We start from the raw sequence: 17,520 nt of genomic DNA on the forward strand, positions 1-17,520 counted from the left end.
CTTCTCAGATGTCGAAGAAGACCGTCTCCTTCTCCCCCTGCAGGTGAATGTCGAAGTGATAGGTCGAACCGTCACGCTGCGCAATCAGCGTCGGCACACGCACGCGATGCTCGATGCGCGCGAGGATAGGATCCTCGGCATTGGCCGCCTCTTCGTCAGCGAAATACAGACGCGTGTTGAGGCCGAGATTGATGCCACGCGCGACGATCCAGAAGGAGATATGCGGCGCCATTAGACGACCATCCCGGAAGGGCACCCGGCCCGGCTTGATAGTCTCGAACCGATATTCGCCCGTCGTGAGATCGCAAGGGCAACGTCCCCAGCCGGTGAAGTTGGGATCGGCGCTGCCACGCGTCTCGGACGGACTGTTGTAAATCCCGTCGGCATCCGCCTGCCAGATTTCGATCAGCGCATCCCTGAGCGGCGTGCCCGAGCCATCGATGACCCGGCCGGTCACGGTGATGCGCTCGCCGCGCGTCTTGTCGTTGACCATAACAGTGCCGAGATCGACAGGATAGACGCCCTTGATTTCGGCGAAGTTCGGCGTGAGGCCGATGTGGACGTAAGGGCCCGCCGTCTGCGAGGCGCTTTCCTTGAGGTAACCGAGATCCTGGACCATCAATTTCCCTCCATCCGGTTTTCAAACAGGGTGGAACGCCGTCCACGCAAGACGATGTCGAACTTGTAGGCGCGGGCATCCATCGGGATGGTTGCCGACCAGTCGAGAGCTGCCACAAGCTGCTCAATAGCCTGGCGATCCGGAATGGTCAGCACGATGGGACACTTCCAGATCATCGGATCGCCCTCGAAATACATCTGGGTGATCAGCCGCTGCGAGAAGCCATGGCCGAAGATCGAGAAATGGATATGCGCCGGCCGCCAGTCGTTGACGCCGTTCGGCCAGGGATAAGGACCCGGCTTGATCGTGCGGAAGGCATAATAGCCGTTCTCGTCGGTGATCGTGCGCCCGCAGCCGCCGAAATTAGGGTCGAGCGGTGCGAGATAGGCTTCCTTCTTGTGGCGATAGCGACCGCCGGCGTTGGCCTGCCAGAACTCGATGAGCGCACCCGGCACCGGTCGACCGCGCTCGTCGAGCACGCGCCCATGCACGATGATGCGCTCGCCGATCGCGCTCTCGCCGGGCCGGGCAAAGTTGTGGATCAGGTCGTTGTCCAGCTCGCCGAGCATCGAGTGGCCGAAGACCGGGCCGGTGATTTCCGACTTGGTGCCATCGAGAGACAACAGTGCTTTCTGCGGCGAGCGCAGGACCGAGGTTTTGTAGGGCGGCGTGTAGGCCGGCGGATGCCAGCTGCGGTCGCGAGCGAAGAAAGCTCCGGTCTCCGGTTTCTTGTTCGAAAGGTCAGTCATGGCTCCCTCCACCGGTGTCTCCGGCGTCCATCTGTTCAAACACCTGCTTGGCAATCTTGAAAGCCCTGTTGGCGGCGGGCACGCCGGCATAGATGGCGACATGCATGAGCGCCTCGCAGACGTCCTCGCGGCTGGCGCCGGTATTGGCCGTCGCACGCACATGCATCGCCACCTCCTCGTCGTGCCCCAGTGCTGCCAGCAACGCAATGGTGATCATCGAGCGCTCGCGCTTGCTGATGCCGGAGCGCGACCAGACTGTTCCCCAGGCCCCCTCTGTGATCATCTCCTGGAAGGGCTGATCGAAAGGCGTTGACGCTGCCGAGGCACGATCGACATGGGCATCGCCCAGCACCTTTCGCCGGGTGGACATGCCCTGTCGATAACGGTCTGAAGGACTGCGGGCATCAGCCATGGGATGCGTCTCCTGAAATGACGGGCGCGAGAAAGGCCTCGATAACGGCGGTGAGCGCTTCCGGCTGCTCCACGCATGGAATATGTCCGGCGCCGCTGATCACCTCGTAGCGCGAAGACGGAACAAGCCTGGCTAGCGACAGGACGAGATCCGGCGGCGTCGCCCCGTCCTGGTCTCCGACGACGCACAGCGTGGGCACGGCGATCCTGGCGGCAGCTGCGGTATAATCGGCATCGCGAATGGCAGCGCATGTGCCGGTGTAGCCCTCGACAGGCTGTCGCAGCATCATGTTGCGATAACCCGGATAGGCCGGATTGTCAGCGCTGCGGAAAGCGGGCGTGAACCAGCGCTCCATCACGGCATCGGCAATGCTTTCGATACCGGTCGCCTCGATCGCCGCAATCCGGGCTGCCCACATCTCGGCCGTTCCGATCTTGTGAGCCGTATCGCAAAGGATCAGCGCCTTTACCAGATCCGGACGCCGGGCATAAAGTCCCTGTGCGATCAGTCCGCCAACGGAGAGGCCGCAGATGACGGCATCGCTGACCTTGAGATACTCCAGCAGCCCAATCAGATCGTCGACATGATCATCGATCGAGTAAGGCGCCTGCCCAACATCAGAGAGCCCATGGCCGCGCTTGTCATAGGCGAGGAGCGGATAGTCCCCGGCAAGGCGCACGAGAACGTCGCGCCAGATGCGGAAATCGGTACCGAGTGAATTGATAAAGACGATGACGGGGCGATTTGCCGGCCCACCGATGATCTGGTGATGCAGGCTCACGCCGTTGACCTGAACGAACTGCACGGCTTCCTCCTCCGTTGAGGCCATATTGCTCATACGTTTTGGTTAGGTAAAATGATGTTTTAGACGGCATACCTAACCATAGGGTTATGATTCATATGATCGACAACCGCGTCAAGTTCCGCCATCTGCAGACATTCGTCGAAGTCGCGCGACAGAAGAGCGTGATGAAGGCAGCGGAGCTCCTGCATGTGAGCCAGCCGGCGGTGACCAAGACGATCCGGGAACTCGAAGAGGTGCTGGGGGTAGCCGTATTCGAGAAGGATGGTCGCGGCATTCGCATCACCCGCTATGGCGAGGCCTTCCTGAAGCATGCAGGCGCCGCTCTGACGGCGCTGCGCCAGGGCTTCGATTCGGTCTCTCATGCCCTGCACGCCGATGCCCCGCCGATCCGGGTGGGGGCACTGCCGACCGTTTCCACCCGCATCATGCCGCAGGCGATGACGCTCTTCCTGCAAGAGGACATCCCAGCCCGGATCAAGATCGTCACCGGCGAGAACGCCGTTCTGCTCGAACAGCTGCGCGTCGGCGATCTCGACCTCGTCGTCGGACGTCTTGCCGCCCCGGAACAGATGACCGGCTTTTCCTTCGAGCATCTCTATTCCGAGCAGGTGATCTTCTGCGTACGCGCAGGCCATCCGCTGCTGAAACAGGGAGCGGGATTATTCGGCGAGCTGGAAAGGTATCCGGTGCTGATGCCGACGCGCGCCTCGATCATTCGTCCCTTTGTTGAGCGCTACCTGATTGCCAACGGCATATCCGGTCTGCCAACCCAGATCGAAACTGTCTCGGACAGTTTCGGTCGGGCCTTCGTGCGCCAGACGGACGCGGTCTGGATCATTTCGGCCGGAGTCGTGGCAACCGATCTCGCCGACGGCACCCTTTGCGCTCTGCCGATCGACACCAGTGAGACGAAAGGCCCCGTTGGTCTGACGGTCAGGGCAGACTCGGTTCCTTCCATGCCGCTCGCTCTTCTGATGCGAACCATCCGGGAAGCAGCGCTCGACATCACCACGGCCTGAGGCTCAGGGCAGCAGCGGCTTCAGCCTCGCCTGCATCTCCAGCATGGCCGGAAGGCAATGTCCCGGCAGTCCGGACGCCGGCAGAATGGCGGCCGGCGCACCCACATTGATCGCCGCCACCACTCGTCCGCGATCATTGCGAACAGGGACGGCGATCGAACACAGCCCGATTTCAAGTTCCTGGTCGATGACGGCATAGCCTTGCTCCCGCACACGGCCGATTTCGGCCTTGAGCGCGGGCACATCGGTCAGCGTATGGGGCGTATGTGCCTTCAATCGGGACCCAAGAAGGATCGCATCAACCTCGGCTTCGGGAAGTGCGGCAAGCAAGACGCGCCCCATCGAAGCGCTGTAGGCCGGCAGGCGAGATCCCGGCATCAGGTTGATCGACATCACCCGCTTCTGCGCGGCGCGGGCAATATAGACGATCTCGGTATTGTCGAGGATGGAGGCCGAGGCGCTGTGGCCGACGCGCTCCGACAACTGATCGAGATGTGGCTGCAGCAACACCGGCAGCGGCGTGGCCGAGAGCCAGGAATGGCCAATCCTCAGGATCTTCGGCGTCAGCGAAAAGAACTTCCCGTCATAATCGGCATAGCCCAGTTCAGCGAGCGTGAGCAGACAGCGTCGGGCGGTCGCCCGATCGAGCCCGCTGAGCTCGGCCGCATCGGTGATGCTCAGCCGCTGGTGCTCTGGTCCAAAGGCTTCGAGCACCTTCAGCCCCTTGGCGAAACCACCCATCAGATCGCGCTCACCGACTGCCATGCTCCACTCCACTTTTGTGCGAATATCGAACAAATATCAATTATCGCACAAACCACTTGCTGTCGACAGGTTTACGGACCTATTTGTTCCGCGAGGAAGCGGGCATCCGCTCTGAAGGAAACGGGAGTTCCCATGGACAAGAGAATTGCAAGCCTGGCGGATGCCGTGGCCGAGATCGGCGATGGCGCAACCGTCATGATCGGAGGCTTCGGTGGCTCCGGCGCACCGATCGAGCTCATTCACGCGCTCATCGACAAGGGCCCGAAGAACCTGACGGTCATCAACAACAATGCCGGCAATGGTCGCATCGGCATTGCCGCGATGATCGACGCCGGCATGGTCAAGAAGATGATCTGCTCCTTCCCGCGCTCCTCCGACCCCCGCGCCTTCACCGACCGCTACCTCGCCGGTGAGATCGAGCTGGAACTTGTGCCGCAGGGCACGCTCGCCGAGCGCATCCGTGCCGGCGGCGCCGGCATCCCGGCCTTCTACACGCCCACCAGCTTCGGCACGGAACTGGCGAACGGCAAGGTGATTGCCGAGTTCGATGGCCGCAAATATGTGCAGGAGCGCTGGCTGAAGGCCGACTTCGCCATGGTCAAGGCGCATCTCGGCGACACCATGGGCAACCTGACCTACCGAATGGCCGGGCGTAATTTCAATCCCCTGATGTGCATGGCCGCCGCCAAGACCATCGCCCAGGTCTCGAAGATCGTCGCCCCCGGCGAGATCGATCCCGAGCAGGTGATCACCCCCGGCATCTTTGTCGATGGCGTCGTTGAAGTCGCCAACCCGCAACAGGAAGAAGAGCTCATCCGAGCCGGAGTGGCCTACGCATGACCGACGCAGCTGCAATCGACACCCGCGAAGACATCAAGCTCTCCAACGCCCAGATCGCCTGGCGCGCGGCTCAGGACATCGCTGACGGCGCCTATGTGAACCTCGGCATTGGCTTCCCGGAAATGGTGGCAAAGTTCCAGCCTGAGGGACGCGAAGCGATCTTCCATACCGAGAATGGCGTGCTGAACTTCGGTGAAGCCCCAGCTGCCGGCGAGGAAGACTGGGACCTGATCAATGCCGGCAAGAAGGCGGTGACGCTGAAGCCGGGTGCGGCCTTCTTCCATCACGCCGACAGCTTCGCCATGGTCCGTGGCGGCCATCTCGACGTCGCAATCCTCGGCGCCTATCAGGTGGCGGAAAACGGCGACCTCGCCAACTGGCGCGTTGGCTCCAAGGGCGTTCCGGCCGTCGGCGGTGCCATGGATCTGGTACACGGCGCCAAGCAGGTCGTCGTCATCACCGAGCACGTCACCAAGGACGGCAAGCCGAAGCTCGTCGAGCGCTGCTCCTTCCCGCTGACCGGCGTCGGCTGCATCACCCGCGTCTATACGAGCCATGCCGTGATCGACATTGTCGACGGCAAGTTCGTCGTGCGCGAGAAGCTCGCCGCCATGACCATGGACGAGCTGCAGGCCATGACCGGCGCCAAGCTGCATACCGACGGCCCGGTTGCCGACCTCGTTGTTCCGGCTCTGTGAGGATATCGATATGACCGAAGCCTTTATCTGCGATTACATCCGCACGCCCATCGGCCGTTTCGGCGGATCGCTCTCCTCCGTCCGCGCCGATGATATCGGTGCCGTGCCGCTGAAGGCGCTGATGGAGCGCCATGCAGGCGTCGACTGGGAGGCCGTCGAGGACGTGATCTTCGGCTGCGCCAACCAGGCCGGCGAAGACAACCGCAATGTCGCGCGCATGTCGCTTCTGCTCGCGGGCCTGCCCGTCTCCGTCACCGGTACTACGATCAACCGCCTCTGCGGCTCCGGCATGGATGCCGTGATCACGGCCGCTCGTGCTATCAAGTCGGGCGAGGCCGAGCTGATGATCGCAGGCGGCGTCGAAAGCATGAGCCGGGCCCCCTTCGTTATGCCGAAAGCTGACACGGCTTTTTCGCGCAATGCCGAGATCTATGACACCACCATCGGCTGGCGTTTCGTCAATCCGCTGATGAAGAAGCAATACGGCGTCGATTCCATGCCGGAGACCGGGGACAACGTGGCGATAGACTTCAAGGTCTCCCGCGAGGACCAGGATGCCTTTGCCGTGCGCAGCCAGGCCAAGGCGGCGGAAGCGCAAGCCAATGGCCGGCTGGCGAAGGAAATCACCGCCGTCACCGTACCCCAGCGCAAGGGCGACCCCGTGATCGTCGACCGTGACGAGCATCCGCGCGCGACCTCGGTCGAGGCACTCGCCAAGCTGAAGCCGGTCAACAAGATGGACGGGGCTACCGTCACCGCGGGCAATGCGTCCGGCGTCAATGACGGGGCCGCTGCCCTGATCATCGCTTCGGAAGCCGCTGTGAAGAAGTATGGCCTCACCCCCATCGCTCGTATTTTGGGTGGTGCGACGGCAGGCGTTCCGCCGCGCATCATGGGCTTCGGCCCGGCCCCGGCCTCGAAGAAGCTGCTCGCCCGTCTCGGCCTGACGCAACAGCAGATCGACGTCATCGAACTGAATGAGGCCTTTGCAAGCCAAGGCATCGCCACGCTCCGCGACCTCGGCATCGCGGACGACGACCCGCGCGTCAACCGCAATGGCGGCGCGATCGCGCTCGGCCACCCGCTCGGCATGTCGGGCGCCCGCATCGCGGGCACGGCAGCGCTGGAACTGAAGGAAACGGGCGGGCGCTACGCGCTCTCCACCATGTGCATCGGCGTCGGCCAAGGCATCGCGATTGCCCTGGAACGGGTCTGATAGAGAATTGAAGGCGCTCCATGTGGGCGCCTTTTCATTTCAAGGGTTGAGGAAGCTCAGGATCAGCTGATGCACAGCACCTCCCGGTGACATCTCCACCTGGTCGTATTCACTGTGGCGCGCCACATGCGCATCCGAAATCGGCTTCAACTGCGCCTGCAGCGCCGCGCGGACCTTCTTGCAACCCGGATCGTTTTCATCGCGCAGGCCGATCGACACATCCTGGATCGCCTGCGTGAGGTCCTTCATGAACTGCCCGTGCAGCTTTTCGTGGGTGACGATACCGTCGTAAAAGGCCTGCCACTTCGCCGCCACCTCAGGTGCAAGCTTCTGCGCAGGCTTCGGCAATGTGTAGGTGATGATCAGCTTCGGCTTGGCCGTCGCCAGCACGCAGGCGGCCCCCTGCTGCTGATAGTCGCGCTGCCAGGTGAGCTTGAAGGTCGTATGGGCGATGACGCGCCCGAGGCTGAGCTTCGGGCCCCGTTCGCCGATCGACTTGTAGAGTTCCATCGGTGAACTGCCGCTGACATTGTAGTGCTCGACCCGCTCGGTGGCCTGCCAATCCGCTGCGGCCGCCTCGGCAACAGGCATGAGAAGCACAACGCTGGTGAGAAGGCGGGGGATGAGGAATTTCACGCGGGTCTCGACTCCAGATGGCGACCGCTCTCATTAGCCTTGGGAACGCGGTCGTTCAATGACGGATTCGCGTCCCTCGACACACGCTGACCGGGAATTAGCAACAGTGATTTTGCTCAATTTTAACGGTTTCTGAAATACCATTGCCCTTCGATCCATGATTTCGAAGGCGTAGAGTTTTGACAAATTCAGCTGAAAAAAGCGGTTCTGCGGCATGGATCCGGAAGGCCGTCACCCTGTTGCAGGTCCCGGCCGACAATCCCGCATTGACGGCCGCGCAGTTCGAGGCCTTTTCGAAGCAGGTTCCACTGCTCTATTTCATCCTGGCAACCAACATGGTTTCTCTGTCGGTGACCCATCAAGGGGCCGCTCCTGACTATCTGGTTGTTTACCTTCCGGCCGTTCTGACCTTTCTGTTTGCCTTGCGCTCGTTGATCTGGCTGCGCGGTCGCAACCGGCCTCGGACACCGGCCCAGGCCTTCCGGCAATTGCGCGCCACCAATATCCTGTCGTTCCCGATTGCCGTCGTCTGCACCGCCTGGTCCGTATCGCTGCTGCCCTATGGCGACGCCTATCAGAACGCCCATGTCGCCTTCTTCATGGCGATCACCGTCATCGGCTGCATTTTCTGCCTGATGCATCTGCGCTCAGCGGCCATGATCGTCACGGTGACGGTCAACCTGCCTTTCTTCGTGGTCATGTGCCTGTCGGGCGAGCCGACCTTCATTGCCACGGGCGTGAACGTCATCCTGGTGACGATCGCGATGATCATGATCCTCCTCTCCCACTACCGCGACTTTCGCCAGCTGCATGAATCCCGCAACGTGCTGATGCTTCAGCAGCAGGCCCTGCAGGAACAGAACAAGGCGATGCAGGTACTCTCAGACGAAAACCTGCGCCTCGCCAATCTCGACAGCCTGACGCTTCTCGCCAACCGCCGCAGCTTCTTCCAGATGCTGGAGACCACCTTCGCCAGAACCCGCGAAGGTGGCGGCATGCTCGCAGTCGGCGTCATCGACCTCGATGGCTTCAAGCCGGTCAACGACCTCTACGGACATTCCGCCGGCGACAAGGTGCTGATCGAGATCGGGGCGAGGCTCTCGGCAATCACGGACGCTGGCCTGTCGGTCTACCGGCTGGGCGGCGACGAATTCGGACTGCTGCTTGACGGAAACTGTGCCGAGAGCGACGTGATGGCGCTGGGCCAGAAGGTTTGCGAACTGATCGCCGAACGCATCAACATCGGCAGCGGCATGGTCCAGGTAACCGGCTCCGTCGGCTTTGCCATCTACCCCGATGTCGGCGTGACAGGGCAGGAGATCTACGAACTCGCCGACTACGCGCTCTACACTGCCAAGCGCCATCATCGAGCCGGCACGGTCATCTTCAATGCCGTGCAGGCCAACGAACTCAATCGCCAGAAGGTGGTCGAGGAAGCTCTCGTCTCTGCCGACCTAGAAAAGGAACTCTCGCTGGTCTTCCAGCCGATCACCTGTGTCGACCGGCGCATCTGCATCGGCTTCGAGGCCCTCGCCCGCTGGGAGAGCCCTCGCATCGGACAGGTATCACCAGCCGAGTTCATCCCAGTTGCCGAACACAACGGTCGCATTACGCTGATGACCCGCATGCTTCTGGAGCGGGCATTGCAGACGGCCAGCCTGTGGCCGGATGACATCTACCTCTCCTTCAACCTCTCGCCGCATGACCTGACCTCGCCGGAAAACACGCTGAAAATCGTCGCCATCGTGCTGAAGAGCGGCTTTGATCCACGCCGGATCAATTTCGAAATCACCGAAACCGCCGTCATGCATGATTTCGAGCAGGCGAGTGCCTCGATCCAGATGCTCCGTGAGCTGGGCGCCGGTATCTCGCTCGACGACTTCGGCACCGGCTATTCCAGCTTGAACCACGTCCACAAGCTGCCGCTCACCAAAATCAAGATCGACGGCAGCTTCGTGCGCAACATCCATACGCGCAAGACAAGCTTCAACATCGTGAAATCTGTGCTCGCGCTCTGTGCCGAGATGGAACTTGAGGCAATCGTCGAAGGCGTCGAGACCGAAGAAGAGCTTCGCATCCTGGAAAATCTCGGTGTCCGAGCCGTCCAGGGCTATTACTTTGGCAAGCCGATGTCGGGCGAGGAAACGCTGAAGCAGCTGGCATTGCAGAAAACCCAGGCGCTCGCCTCCTGAAGATCAGGCCGATCCGTCGAGCATCCGCGCCTTCAGGGCACGGACGGTATCCGCATCCGTACGCCGTGTGGTTTCGGTCGAAAACCCGAGTTCGGCGAGCCTCGGCTCACTGACACGCGCCTCGCTGCACGACGCATGCAGCTCTCGAATTCCTGGTAACGCCAGCAGGCGCGCCGCATTCTGCGGCCGGACCCCGCCACCGGGCATGATCGAGATGCGCCCGGCGCTGTGGCCCGCCAGCCGCGCCAGCGTCTCGATTCCCTCTTCCGCATGTCGCGCGCCGCCCGATGTCAGGACACGGGAAAAGCCAAGCTCGATCGCAAGATCGAGCGCAGCATTCATGTCGGTCACCACATCGATCGCTCGATGCAGGGTGAGGTCGAGGCCCTGTGCCGCATCCATGAGCCGCCGGATCACGACCGCATCGAGTGCGCCATCAGCCGTGGTGGCACCGATCACGACACCGGCCAACCCGGCCTCGCGAGCAGCAGCGATATCCGCCTGCATGAGCGCGATCTCGACCTCGCAATAGGTGAAGCCACCGGCGCGCGGACGGATCAGAGCATTGACGGGGATCGGTGCATTGGCAGCGACGCTCATGAAGCCGCGAGAGGGCGTGAGCCCGCCCGAACCGAGCGCCGAGCAGAGCTCGATGCGATCGGCGCCACCAGCGACGGCCGCGTCCAGCCCCGCGACATCATCGACGCAGATTTCGAGAAAAGGTCCGGCGGTTTCCGCCTGCACTGTCACCATGAGTGATCCCTTACCCTTGTGCCTTCACCCGTGGCGCCCGATCCAGCAGCCAGAGCAGGCAGACGCCGATGAAGCCCGCAATCGAGGCAATGATCGCCGTGCCTGCATAGTCGCTGATGCTGGTGCCAAGGGCAAACATCAGCGACGCCATTCCACCGCTCAAGAAAATGTTGACCGCAATCAGCGAGCTGCCAAGACCGGCACGATCAGCAATCAGGTTCTGCAGATAGGTGATCGGGATCGCGATGATGCCTGCCGCTCCGAGACCGGCCACTACAGTCAGCAGATAGACGTCCATGGGCCGGTCGGCGAGGCCGAGGAAGACGAGATAGCTGCAATAGATGAGGGATGCCGTGACCATGGCGAAGAGAATGGAGGTTCTGGCCTCCACCCATCCCCAGAACAGGATGAAGATGATCTCGAGAAAGGCGACGATCCCGACGATCACGCCGACATCAGCCGGTGTGCCGCCGGCCTTGCCGGTGACGATCAGCGGCAGGACAGTGCCATTGGCATGCAGCATGGCCGAGATCAGCGAAATCGCCAGAAGCCTTGGCAACACGCTCGCCGAGCCGATCTGGCGGATGGAGCGGAAGAAGGAATAGTGCTGCCGTTCCCCCTCCTGCACCGGCGGCAGGCGATCAAGCCCGAAGACGAAGAGCAGGAGGCAGACGAGGCAGGCAAGGCTCGCCAGCAGAAAGGCCGGCAGCATGCTGGGCTGCCCGATGAGCAGCGCCCCGACGATCCCGGGCACTAGGACCCAGGAGGCGGAGAGGATGGCCCGGACGGCGGAATTCACCGCCATCAGCTCGCGCACGGCCATGCCGGAGGAAACCGCGCGGATATTGGCGAAGATCAGCGAGTTGATCGTGCCGAATATCGGGATGAAGACAAGACCGGCAATGGCAAACATGAGTGACGTCGGGATGACATAGACGAGCCCGAAGCCGACAATGCCGAAGATCGCGGCCAGGATCATCGGCGACCGGAAATGCCCTAAGCGATCCGCAATAATGCCGGCAGTCACGCTGGCGCTGACATTCACCACCGCCGAGAGAAAGATCAAAACCGAATAGACGGCGTCCGACAGTCCGAGTTCACGGATGCCGATCAGCGACATGTAGGGCGACGTCGCGGCACCGGAGAAGCCGAAGAAGAAGATCGCGGCCGCACTGACCCGGATCGGCTTGTGGCGATAGACCACCGAAAAGGAGGACAACATCAAGGGTACAATCGGGTTGGGGATCGTGCCGCCGGAAGGGCGGCACCGACATCAATATCTCAGGGGAATCGCGTCGAGAAGAACACCTTTGCCGTATAGCTGAAATCCTTGACAAAGGGATAGCTGGGCTGATGGCGGCGGTGGCTGGGCAGGTTCTCGATGTCCTGATTGATCACGCCATCCGTCAGCGCCATCAGGTTCGGATTGGCGATCGGCGCAAGCTCCGGCGAGAGATAGCCGGACTTGACGACCAGCAGCCGCACCGTTGTCGGATCGAGCCCGAGCCGCGTGAAATCCGCAATGTTGTGATAGGGCCGACGCCGCGCAGCCAGCACCAGTGTGATACCGCCGATCCTGACGACGGCTTGGCTGTCGGCGGCTGAGCCCGGATTGTCGAGGAAGACGACATCCGCCTCCACCTCGACAGAAGGGCTTGCCGGATCGAGCGAACCGCCGACCTTCAGCGAAACCCGCGCACCGGCGCCGGCTGCGAAACACCGTTCAACGGCCGGGCGGTCGGTAATGCCGGCAATCAGGACATCATCGATCGACCGCGCCAGAAGGGCCTTCAACACATCTGCCCGGTCGCCCACGCCACCCCCGGTCGGGTTGTCGCCTGAGTCCGCGAGGATAATAGGCCGTGTCTCGGTGCGTTCGGCGATATCCAGCATCTCAGCCAACGGACCCGTAACCGGTCCAAAGCGGAAGTCCTCACGCGCATCCCAATAGGACTGGGCAATGGTAGCAGTGACCTTTTCGGCCGCAGCCTTGTCGACGGCCGTGACGACGGCGCAGGCCGTGCCACGCGGCTCGTCGGCCCAGACATAGCCCACCATCAGGTTGGCGTCCCAGACACCGGGAACGGCGTCGTGTTCCGGAAGCTTCAGATAAAGGCCCTTCGCCGGCTCGTCCTCGGTCGAGGTCCGCTCGCCGGGCAGGAGAACCGGCACCGGCGCCCACGCAACGCCCGGCTTCTCACCAGTCTTCAGCGCCCGGATCAACATCGACCAGGCACGCACCATGGTCTCCCGCACATCGATATGAGGCGCCGTGCGATAACCGGCGAAGATATCCAGCTGATCGATAATCTTCTGCGTGACATTGCCATGCAGGTCATAGCTCGCCGCAACAGGCACGTCCGGACCGACAACGGCGCGAGCCGCCGAAATCCAGTCCCCCTCGGCATCATCCATGCCCTCGACATTCATCGCACCATGCATGGCAAGATAGAGCCCGTCGATCGGCAGTGCAGCCTTCAGCCGCTCACGGAACTCCGCCTTGAACCCCTCATAGGTGGCGCGCGCCAAGGGACCGCCGGGAACGGCACGGGCATGCAGCAGCGGAAGATGCTCAACGTCGTCTGCATCGAGGAAGTCGAAGTATTCGTGTGCCAGCAAATCCGGCCCGCGCAGCACGCGAAAATCCTCAGGCTGCATCAAGACGGGAGACGAGGTCGAGCATTCGGTATGGATACCGCCGACGGCGATGCGGAAACTCATGGGCCTCAGATCCTCAGTAGCGGGGGCTCAAACGGACGATGGCCGCAAAGCGCAGCCAGTCCTTGTTGTCCTTCGGCGTCCAGGCGGCCTCGGCAATGGCCGGAAGGCGCGGGAAGACGAGGTGGTTGAAGTAATCGCGGGTGAGAAAATGTTCGCACCAGATGCATGCCTGAACACCCCGCATGCGGGCAGCAAGCTCTGCCGGAAACTCGGCGACCGCCTCGTAAGTATAGGTATGCTTGGGTGGCACGGTCCCGGCCCAGCTGGCACCCGGCTCCTGGAAGGCCTCGTCCTGCACCATGTCGAGATAATAGGCCTGACCCGGCGTCATGACGACGTCATAGCCTGCCTTGGCGAGTTCCAGCCCGACCTCCGGCTTCTGCCAGGCCATCAGCAGCGTGCCATCGGGATCGACACCGCCGCCATGGCTGACCTCGTCCCAGCCGGCGAGCTTGCGGCCGCGCTCGGCAAGCATCTTCTGGATGCGCTTCATGAAATAGCTCTGCAGCCCGAAGGTGCCTTCGATGCTTTCCTGCTCCATCAGCTTCCGCGCCAGCGGCGAAGCCATCCAGGTATTGGCCGCCACTTCGTCACCACCGATATGGATAAGCTTCGACGGGAAGAGTTCGACCATCTCATCGAAGACCTTGCCCAGCACCTCATAGGTATATTCGATCGCCGGGTTCAGCGCATTGTTCGGATAGCCCTGGACCGAGCGGTAGCTATCAGGCGCCTCCTGGCCATCGACCAGTTCCGGCAGTGCCACCAGCATGGCCGTGCTGTGGCCAGGCACGTCAATCTCCGGCACCACCTCGACCTGAAGGGCGGACGCATGGGCGACGATGTCGCGCACCTCGTCCTGAGCGTAGAAACCGCCGACCGGCTCGGCCCCATTGCCAAGCTGCGGCAGCAGCGGTTCGTCCGGTCCACGCAAGACGCCAAGCGTCGTCAGCTGCGGGAAGGCCTTGATTTCCAGCCGCCAGGCCTCGTCGTCGGAGAGATGCCAGTGGAAGGTGTTCATCCGGAACCAGGCGAGGATGTCGATCAGCCGCTTGACGTCGGCAACGGGGAAGAACTGGCGGGAGACATCGAGATGGCAACCGCGCCAGTCGTAGCGCGGCCTGTCGGAGATCGTGCCTGATAGCGGGAAGCGGAAGGTTTCGGGCTGCGTGCGCGCACCATGCAGCATCTGGGCAAGCAGGGTCAACGCATATTGCAGGCCCGCGACATCGCCATAGCGGAGCGTAATGCCGTCAGCAGCAAAGTCCAGCCGATAGGCGGAAGCACCAAGCGCCTCGTCGGACTTGAGGGCGATCGCCCGCCCCTGATGCACCGGTGCCAGCGACAAGGGCGCATGGCCAACCGCGAAGAGGCGGCAGAAGAGACGCAAAACGTTCTCGATGGCCCGGATCTCGACCAGCGAGGCGCCTTCAGCCGGATAAAGCGCGACGGGGAACCCTTCTCCCGCCACCAGCTCGGCCGATACCGGCCAGGGCAGCATCGCGAAAGGCTGGGAAACCTTGCCCTCAGGCAGCAAGGCCGGAGGTGGTGCACTATCACCACCGCCGAGCATCAGGTCGGCGACCGCAACGGCGGCATGCTGACCGGTGGAGAGGGTGATGTAGGCGGATTTCGCCCCATCCGTGCGGTGTTTTGCCGGGCGCCAGAGACCACCGACCCGGAAGGTCCAGGAGGCACCCGGTTGCAGCACGAAACCCGCCGGCGGCGCAAACTGGTGGAAATTGGCGTTGCGCTTCAGGAAGATCGCATTCTCGAGGATCGGCTCTTCCAGATCCTTAACGCGCGTGAGCGACGTATAGGCAAGCTTGAAATCGGAAAGCGCCGCGTCGGAGAGATTGACCAGCGTAAAGACGAAGGCGCCGCAGGCGTCGCCCTCCACCGGATGCCAGGCGTTTTCGAGGCGGAACTGGACTTCTGTTGCCATGGGGAATGCTCCGGGCTTGTCGGTATCAATAATTGTCGGATTGCGAGAAGGTTCGCGCGAGCTCGGCCTGTCCTGCCGTCAGCCCGCAATCGACGGGCAGGCACACACCGGTGATGGCAGCCGCCTGATCGCCGGAAAGGAAGAAGACCGCATTGGCGATGTCCTCAGCCGTCGCGATCCGGCGCAGCGCATACCAGCGCTTGGCCTCTTCGAAGACTTGCGGATTGGCGGCAGCGCGCGCCTCCCAGGCCTGGGTGCGCACGGTGCCGGGCGCGACCGCATTTGAGCGGATGCCGTATTTTCCGTATTCGACGGCAATCAGTTTGGTCAGGTGGATAAGTCCCGCCTTGGCGGCGCTATAGGCCGGGTGGCCGAAGACGGCCATGCCATTGACCGAGGAGATATTGACGAGCGCGCCCTTCGACGCCTTCAGCGCCTCTTCAAACGCGCGGAAGCAGAGGAACGGCGCTTCGAGATTGAGGGCATTGTCCTTGCGCCAGATATCGCCATCCGTGTCGCCAAGGCTGACGGCCCGTGCGGCACCGGCATTGTTGACCAGCGTCTGCACCAGCCCATGGCCGGCCACGCGCGCGGCCGTCTCCGCCAGATCCGTCTCATCTGTGACGTCGCAGGTAAGCGGCACGAAACGCGGATCACTTCCGAGCTCCACGATTGCCCGATCCAGAGCATCCGCATCGAGGTCGAGCAACACGACCACGTCATGGCTGTCCGCCAGACGCTTTGCGATCGCCCGCCCGATATCGCCGGCAGCACCGGTTACGACGGCAACCTTAGGCGTCACGGCGGATCTCCGACATCGATGCGGGCATGGCTCAGTCTCCGAGAAGTTGCCGGTCGTCCCCGCCATCGCGGTGTTCGACCAGTTGTTGCTTGATATGGCGCAGCGTCACCTGCGACTGCTTGCGATTGCGATAGGCAACCAGGCTTGCGATCACATCGACGACGGCGAGATAGGCAAAACGCGTCGAGGTCGGCCGGAAGATGTTCTCGCCCTCCGGCAGGTCGATACCGACGACAAGTTCGGAGGCCTCCGCCACGGGGCTATGGCTCTGGGTCAGCGCAATCGTGGTAATCCCGTTCTCGCGGGCGAGCTTGAAACATTTCACCAGCTCGGCATTGCGCCCCGAAAACGAAGAGCCGATCAGTACGTCATTCGAGCGCGCAGCGGCCGTCAGCATCAGTTGCATATTGTGATCGGCAGAGGCAGTCACCCGCGACCCCAGACGAAAGAGCCGGTTCTGGATCTCGCCCGCGATCATCGAAGAATTGCCGCCCGCGCCGAAGGCATAGACCATCTCCGCCCGCGCCAGCCTGTCAGCGATCTTGTCCAGGACGGCGGGATCGAGCGCCCGATGCACCATGAACATGGCATTCTGCGCCTTGGTGATCACATCGGTCGCGACGTCGGCAGGCTCGGTGCTCTGGGCCTCGGGGTTGAGATAACGAACCCCGACATAGGCCGTGCGGGCGAGATTGACCTTGAAGTCGGCAAAGCTCTGGCAGCCGAGACGGCGGCAGAAGCGCGTCACCGTCGGCGGCGAGACCTCTGCCTTCTCGGCGAGCTCGATGATCGAGGCATTGACCGCGAAGTCGAAGGAATTGAGCAGGATATCCGCGATGCGTTGCTCGGAGGCCGAAAACTGCCCTGCCTCTTCCTGAATGCGCGCGAAGATATCCAATGCCCTGCCCTCTCTCTTATTTCGAAGGCTTGAAGGCTACGCAGTCGATCTCGACCTTGCAATCGACCATCATCGAGGCCTGAACGCAGGCCCGCGCCGGCGGGTGCTCGCCGAAATACTGCTGGTAGATCTTGTTGAAGGTCCAGAAATCGCGGGGATCATCCAGCCACACGCCGCAGCGCACGACATGCTCGAGGCCGTATCCGGCTTCGTCCAGAATGGCTATGACATTGGCAATCGTCTTGTGGGTCTGCTCGATGATACCGCCTGGGATGATCTCGCCATCTTCCATGGCTACCTGGCCGGAGACATAGAGCCAGCCATCGGCCTCGACAGCGCGAGCAAACGGCAAACGCTGACCACCGGCACCCGCCTTCTCGGCCCCGTAACGCTTGATCGTCATGGACACCTCTCATGCAAATTATTTTCTTCGATCATTGACAAGCGACC

At 62.2% G+C, this 17,520-nt stretch carries 18 protein-coding genes; 5 read left to right on the forward strand and 13 right to left on the reverse strand.

Translation table 11 applies throughout. The features are described from left to right. Positions 1-4 precede the first annotated feature (4 nt). Genes pcaG through pcaD form a run of 4 tightly spaced genes read right to left on the reverse strand, consistent with a single transcriptional unit; the run spans position 5 to position 2,585 of the window. Positions 5-619, reverse strand: coding sequence for a protocatechuate 3,4-dioxygenase subunit alpha (gene pcaG / locus J2045_RS01735; protein WP_307368608.1), 615 nt, complete (start codon positions 617-619; stop codon positions 5-7). Beyond that, positions 619-1,368 carry a protocatechuate 3,4-dioxygenase subunit beta gene (pcaH, locus tag J2045_RS01740; protein WP_307368611.1) on the reverse strand — a complete coding sequence of 250 codons (750 nt, stop codon included), beginning with the start codon at positions 1,366-1,368 and terminating at the stop codon, positions 619-621. Before pcaH ends, pcaG begins: the two co-directional genes overlap by 1 nt. Beyond that, positions 1,361-1,780, reverse strand: a complete 420-nt coding sequence (gene pcaC / locus J2045_RS01745) for a 4-carboxymuconolactone decarboxylase (RefSeq protein ID WP_307368613.1) — start codon at positions 1,778-1,780, stop codon at positions 1,361-1,363. Before pcaC ends, pcaH begins: the two co-directional genes overlap by 8 nt. After that, complete coding sequence (gene pcaD, locus J2045_RS01750) at positions 1,773-2,585, reverse strand: 3-oxoadipate enol-lactonase (RefSeq protein WP_307368616.1); 813 nt, start codon at positions 2,583-2,585, stop codon at positions 1,773-1,775. The genes pcaC and pcaD overlap by 8 nt, the downstream gene beginning before the upstream one ends. Before the next feature lie 95 nt (positions 2,586-2,680). Here pcaD and pcaQ point away from each other — a divergent pair, with 95 nt between their 5' ends. Next, positions 2,681-3,604: a pca operon transcription factor PcaQ gene (gene pcaQ, locus J2045_RS01755; RefSeq protein WP_166598878.1), complete on the forward strand. Its 924-nt coding sequence runs from the start codon at positions 2,681-2,683 to the stop codon at positions 3,602-3,604. 3 nt (positions 3,605-3,607) lie between these two features. Here the strand turns inward: pcaQ and J2045_RS01760 are convergent, their stop codons facing one another. Further along, the gene (locus J2045_RS01760; RefSeq protein WP_307368620.1) at positions 3,608-4,369 is read right to left on the reverse strand and encodes an IclR family transcriptional regulator; all 762 of its coding nucleotides are present in this window, start codon (positions 4,367-4,369) and stop codon (positions 3,608-3,610) included. 132 nt (positions 4,370-4,501) lie between these two features. On the opposite strand from J2045_RS01760, the gene J2045_RS01765 reads away from it, so the two are divergent. From J2045_RS01765 to pcaF, 3 genes are read left to right on the forward strand one after another with little or no spacing between them, the layout of a single operon-like run. Then, positions 4,502-5,209 (forward strand): 3-oxoacid CoA-transferase subunit A, encoded by a 708-nt coding sequence (locus J2045_RS01765; protein ID WP_307368623.1) that lies wholly within the window; start codon positions 4,502-4,504, stop codon positions 5,207-5,209. Then, entirely contained in the window at positions 5,206-5,907 is a 702-nt protein-coding gene (locus J2045_RS01770; RefSeq protein WP_307368626.1) for a 3-oxoacid CoA-transferase subunit B, read from the forward strand. The genes J2045_RS01765 and J2045_RS01770 overlap by 4 nt, the downstream gene beginning before the upstream one ends. Positions 5,908-5,917: 10 nt before the next feature. After that, the gene (pcaF, locus tag J2045_RS01775; RefSeq protein ID WP_307368629.1) at positions 5,918-7,123 is read left to right on the forward strand and encodes a 3-oxoadipyl-CoA thiolase; all 1,206 of its coding nucleotides are present in this window, start codon (positions 5,918-5,920) and stop codon (positions 7,121-7,123) included. A gap of 39 nt (positions 7,124-7,162) precedes the next feature. Here the strand turns inward: pcaF and J2045_RS01780 are convergent, their stop codons facing one another. Then, positions 7,163-7,759 carry a DUF922 domain-containing Zn-dependent protease gene (locus J2045_RS01780; RefSeq protein ID WP_370872953.1) on the reverse strand — a complete coding sequence of 199 codons (597 nt, stop codon included), beginning with the start codon at positions 7,757-7,759 and terminating at the stop codon, positions 7,163-7,165. Between the two features lie 179 nt (positions 7,760-7,938). Between J2045_RS01780 and J2045_RS01785 the strand changes: the two genes are divergently transcribed. Next, positions 7,939-9,951, forward strand: a complete 2,013-nt coding sequence (locus tag J2045_RS01785; RefSeq protein WP_307368632.1) for a putative bifunctional diguanylate cyclase/phosphodiesterase — start codon at positions 7,939-7,941, stop codon at positions 9,949-9,951. Between the two features lie 3 nt (positions 9,952-9,954). Here the strand turns inward: J2045_RS01785 and J2045_RS01790 are convergent, their stop codons facing one another. From J2045_RS01790 to J2045_RS01820, 7 genes are read right to left on the reverse strand one after another with little or no spacing between them, the layout of a single operon-like run. Next, on the reverse strand, positions 9,955-10,704 hold the full coding sequence (locus J2045_RS01790; RefSeq protein ID WP_307368636.1) for a copper homeostasis protein CutC: 750 nt from the start codon (positions 10,702-10,704) through the stop codon (positions 9,955-9,957). 10 nt (positions 10,705-10,714) lie between these two features. Further along, positions 10,715-11,926 (reverse strand): MFS transporter, encoded by a 1,212-nt coding sequence (locus J2045_RS01795; RefSeq protein WP_307369234.1) that lies wholly within the window; start codon positions 11,924-11,926, stop codon positions 10,715-10,717. Positions 11,927-11,985: 59 nt separating this feature from the next. Then, a complete protein-coding gene (locus J2045_RS01800) occupies positions 11,986-13,425 on the reverse strand; it encodes a M81 family metallopeptidase (RefSeq protein WP_307368639.1) in 1,440 nt (479 codons plus the stop codon). 13 nt (positions 13,426-13,438) lie between these two features. Then, entirely contained in the window at positions 13,439-15,370 is a 1,932-nt protein-coding gene (locus tag J2045_RS01805; RefSeq protein WP_307368643.1) for a beta-N-acetylhexosaminidase, read from the reverse strand. A gap of 25 nt (positions 15,371-15,395) precedes the next feature. Continuing rightward, positions 15,396-16,172 carry an SDR family oxidoreductase gene (locus J2045_RS01810; protein WP_307368646.1) on the reverse strand — a complete coding sequence of 259 codons (777 nt, stop codon included), beginning with the start codon at positions 16,170-16,172 and terminating at the stop codon, positions 15,396-15,398. A gap of 31 nt (positions 16,173-16,203) precedes the next feature. Further along, on the reverse strand, positions 16,204-17,070 hold the full coding sequence (locus tag J2045_RS01815; protein ID WP_307368649.1) for a MurR/RpiR family transcriptional regulator: 867 nt from the start codon (positions 17,068-17,070) through the stop codon (positions 16,204-16,206). Between the two features lie 16 nt (positions 17,071-17,086). Continuing rightward, a complete protein-coding gene (locus J2045_RS01820; protein ID WP_102018623.1) occupies positions 17,087-17,473 on the reverse strand; it encodes a RidA family protein in 387 nt (128 codons plus the stop codon). Between the last annotated feature and the right edge of the window lie 47 nt (positions 17,474-17,520).

Origin of the sequence: Peteryoungia aggregata LMG 23059 (genome assembly GCF_030814435.1) — a bacterium.
Taxonomy (GTDB): domain Bacteria; phylum Pseudomonadota; class Alphaproteobacteria; order Rhizobiales; family Rhizobiaceae; genus Allorhizobium; species Allorhizobium aggregatum.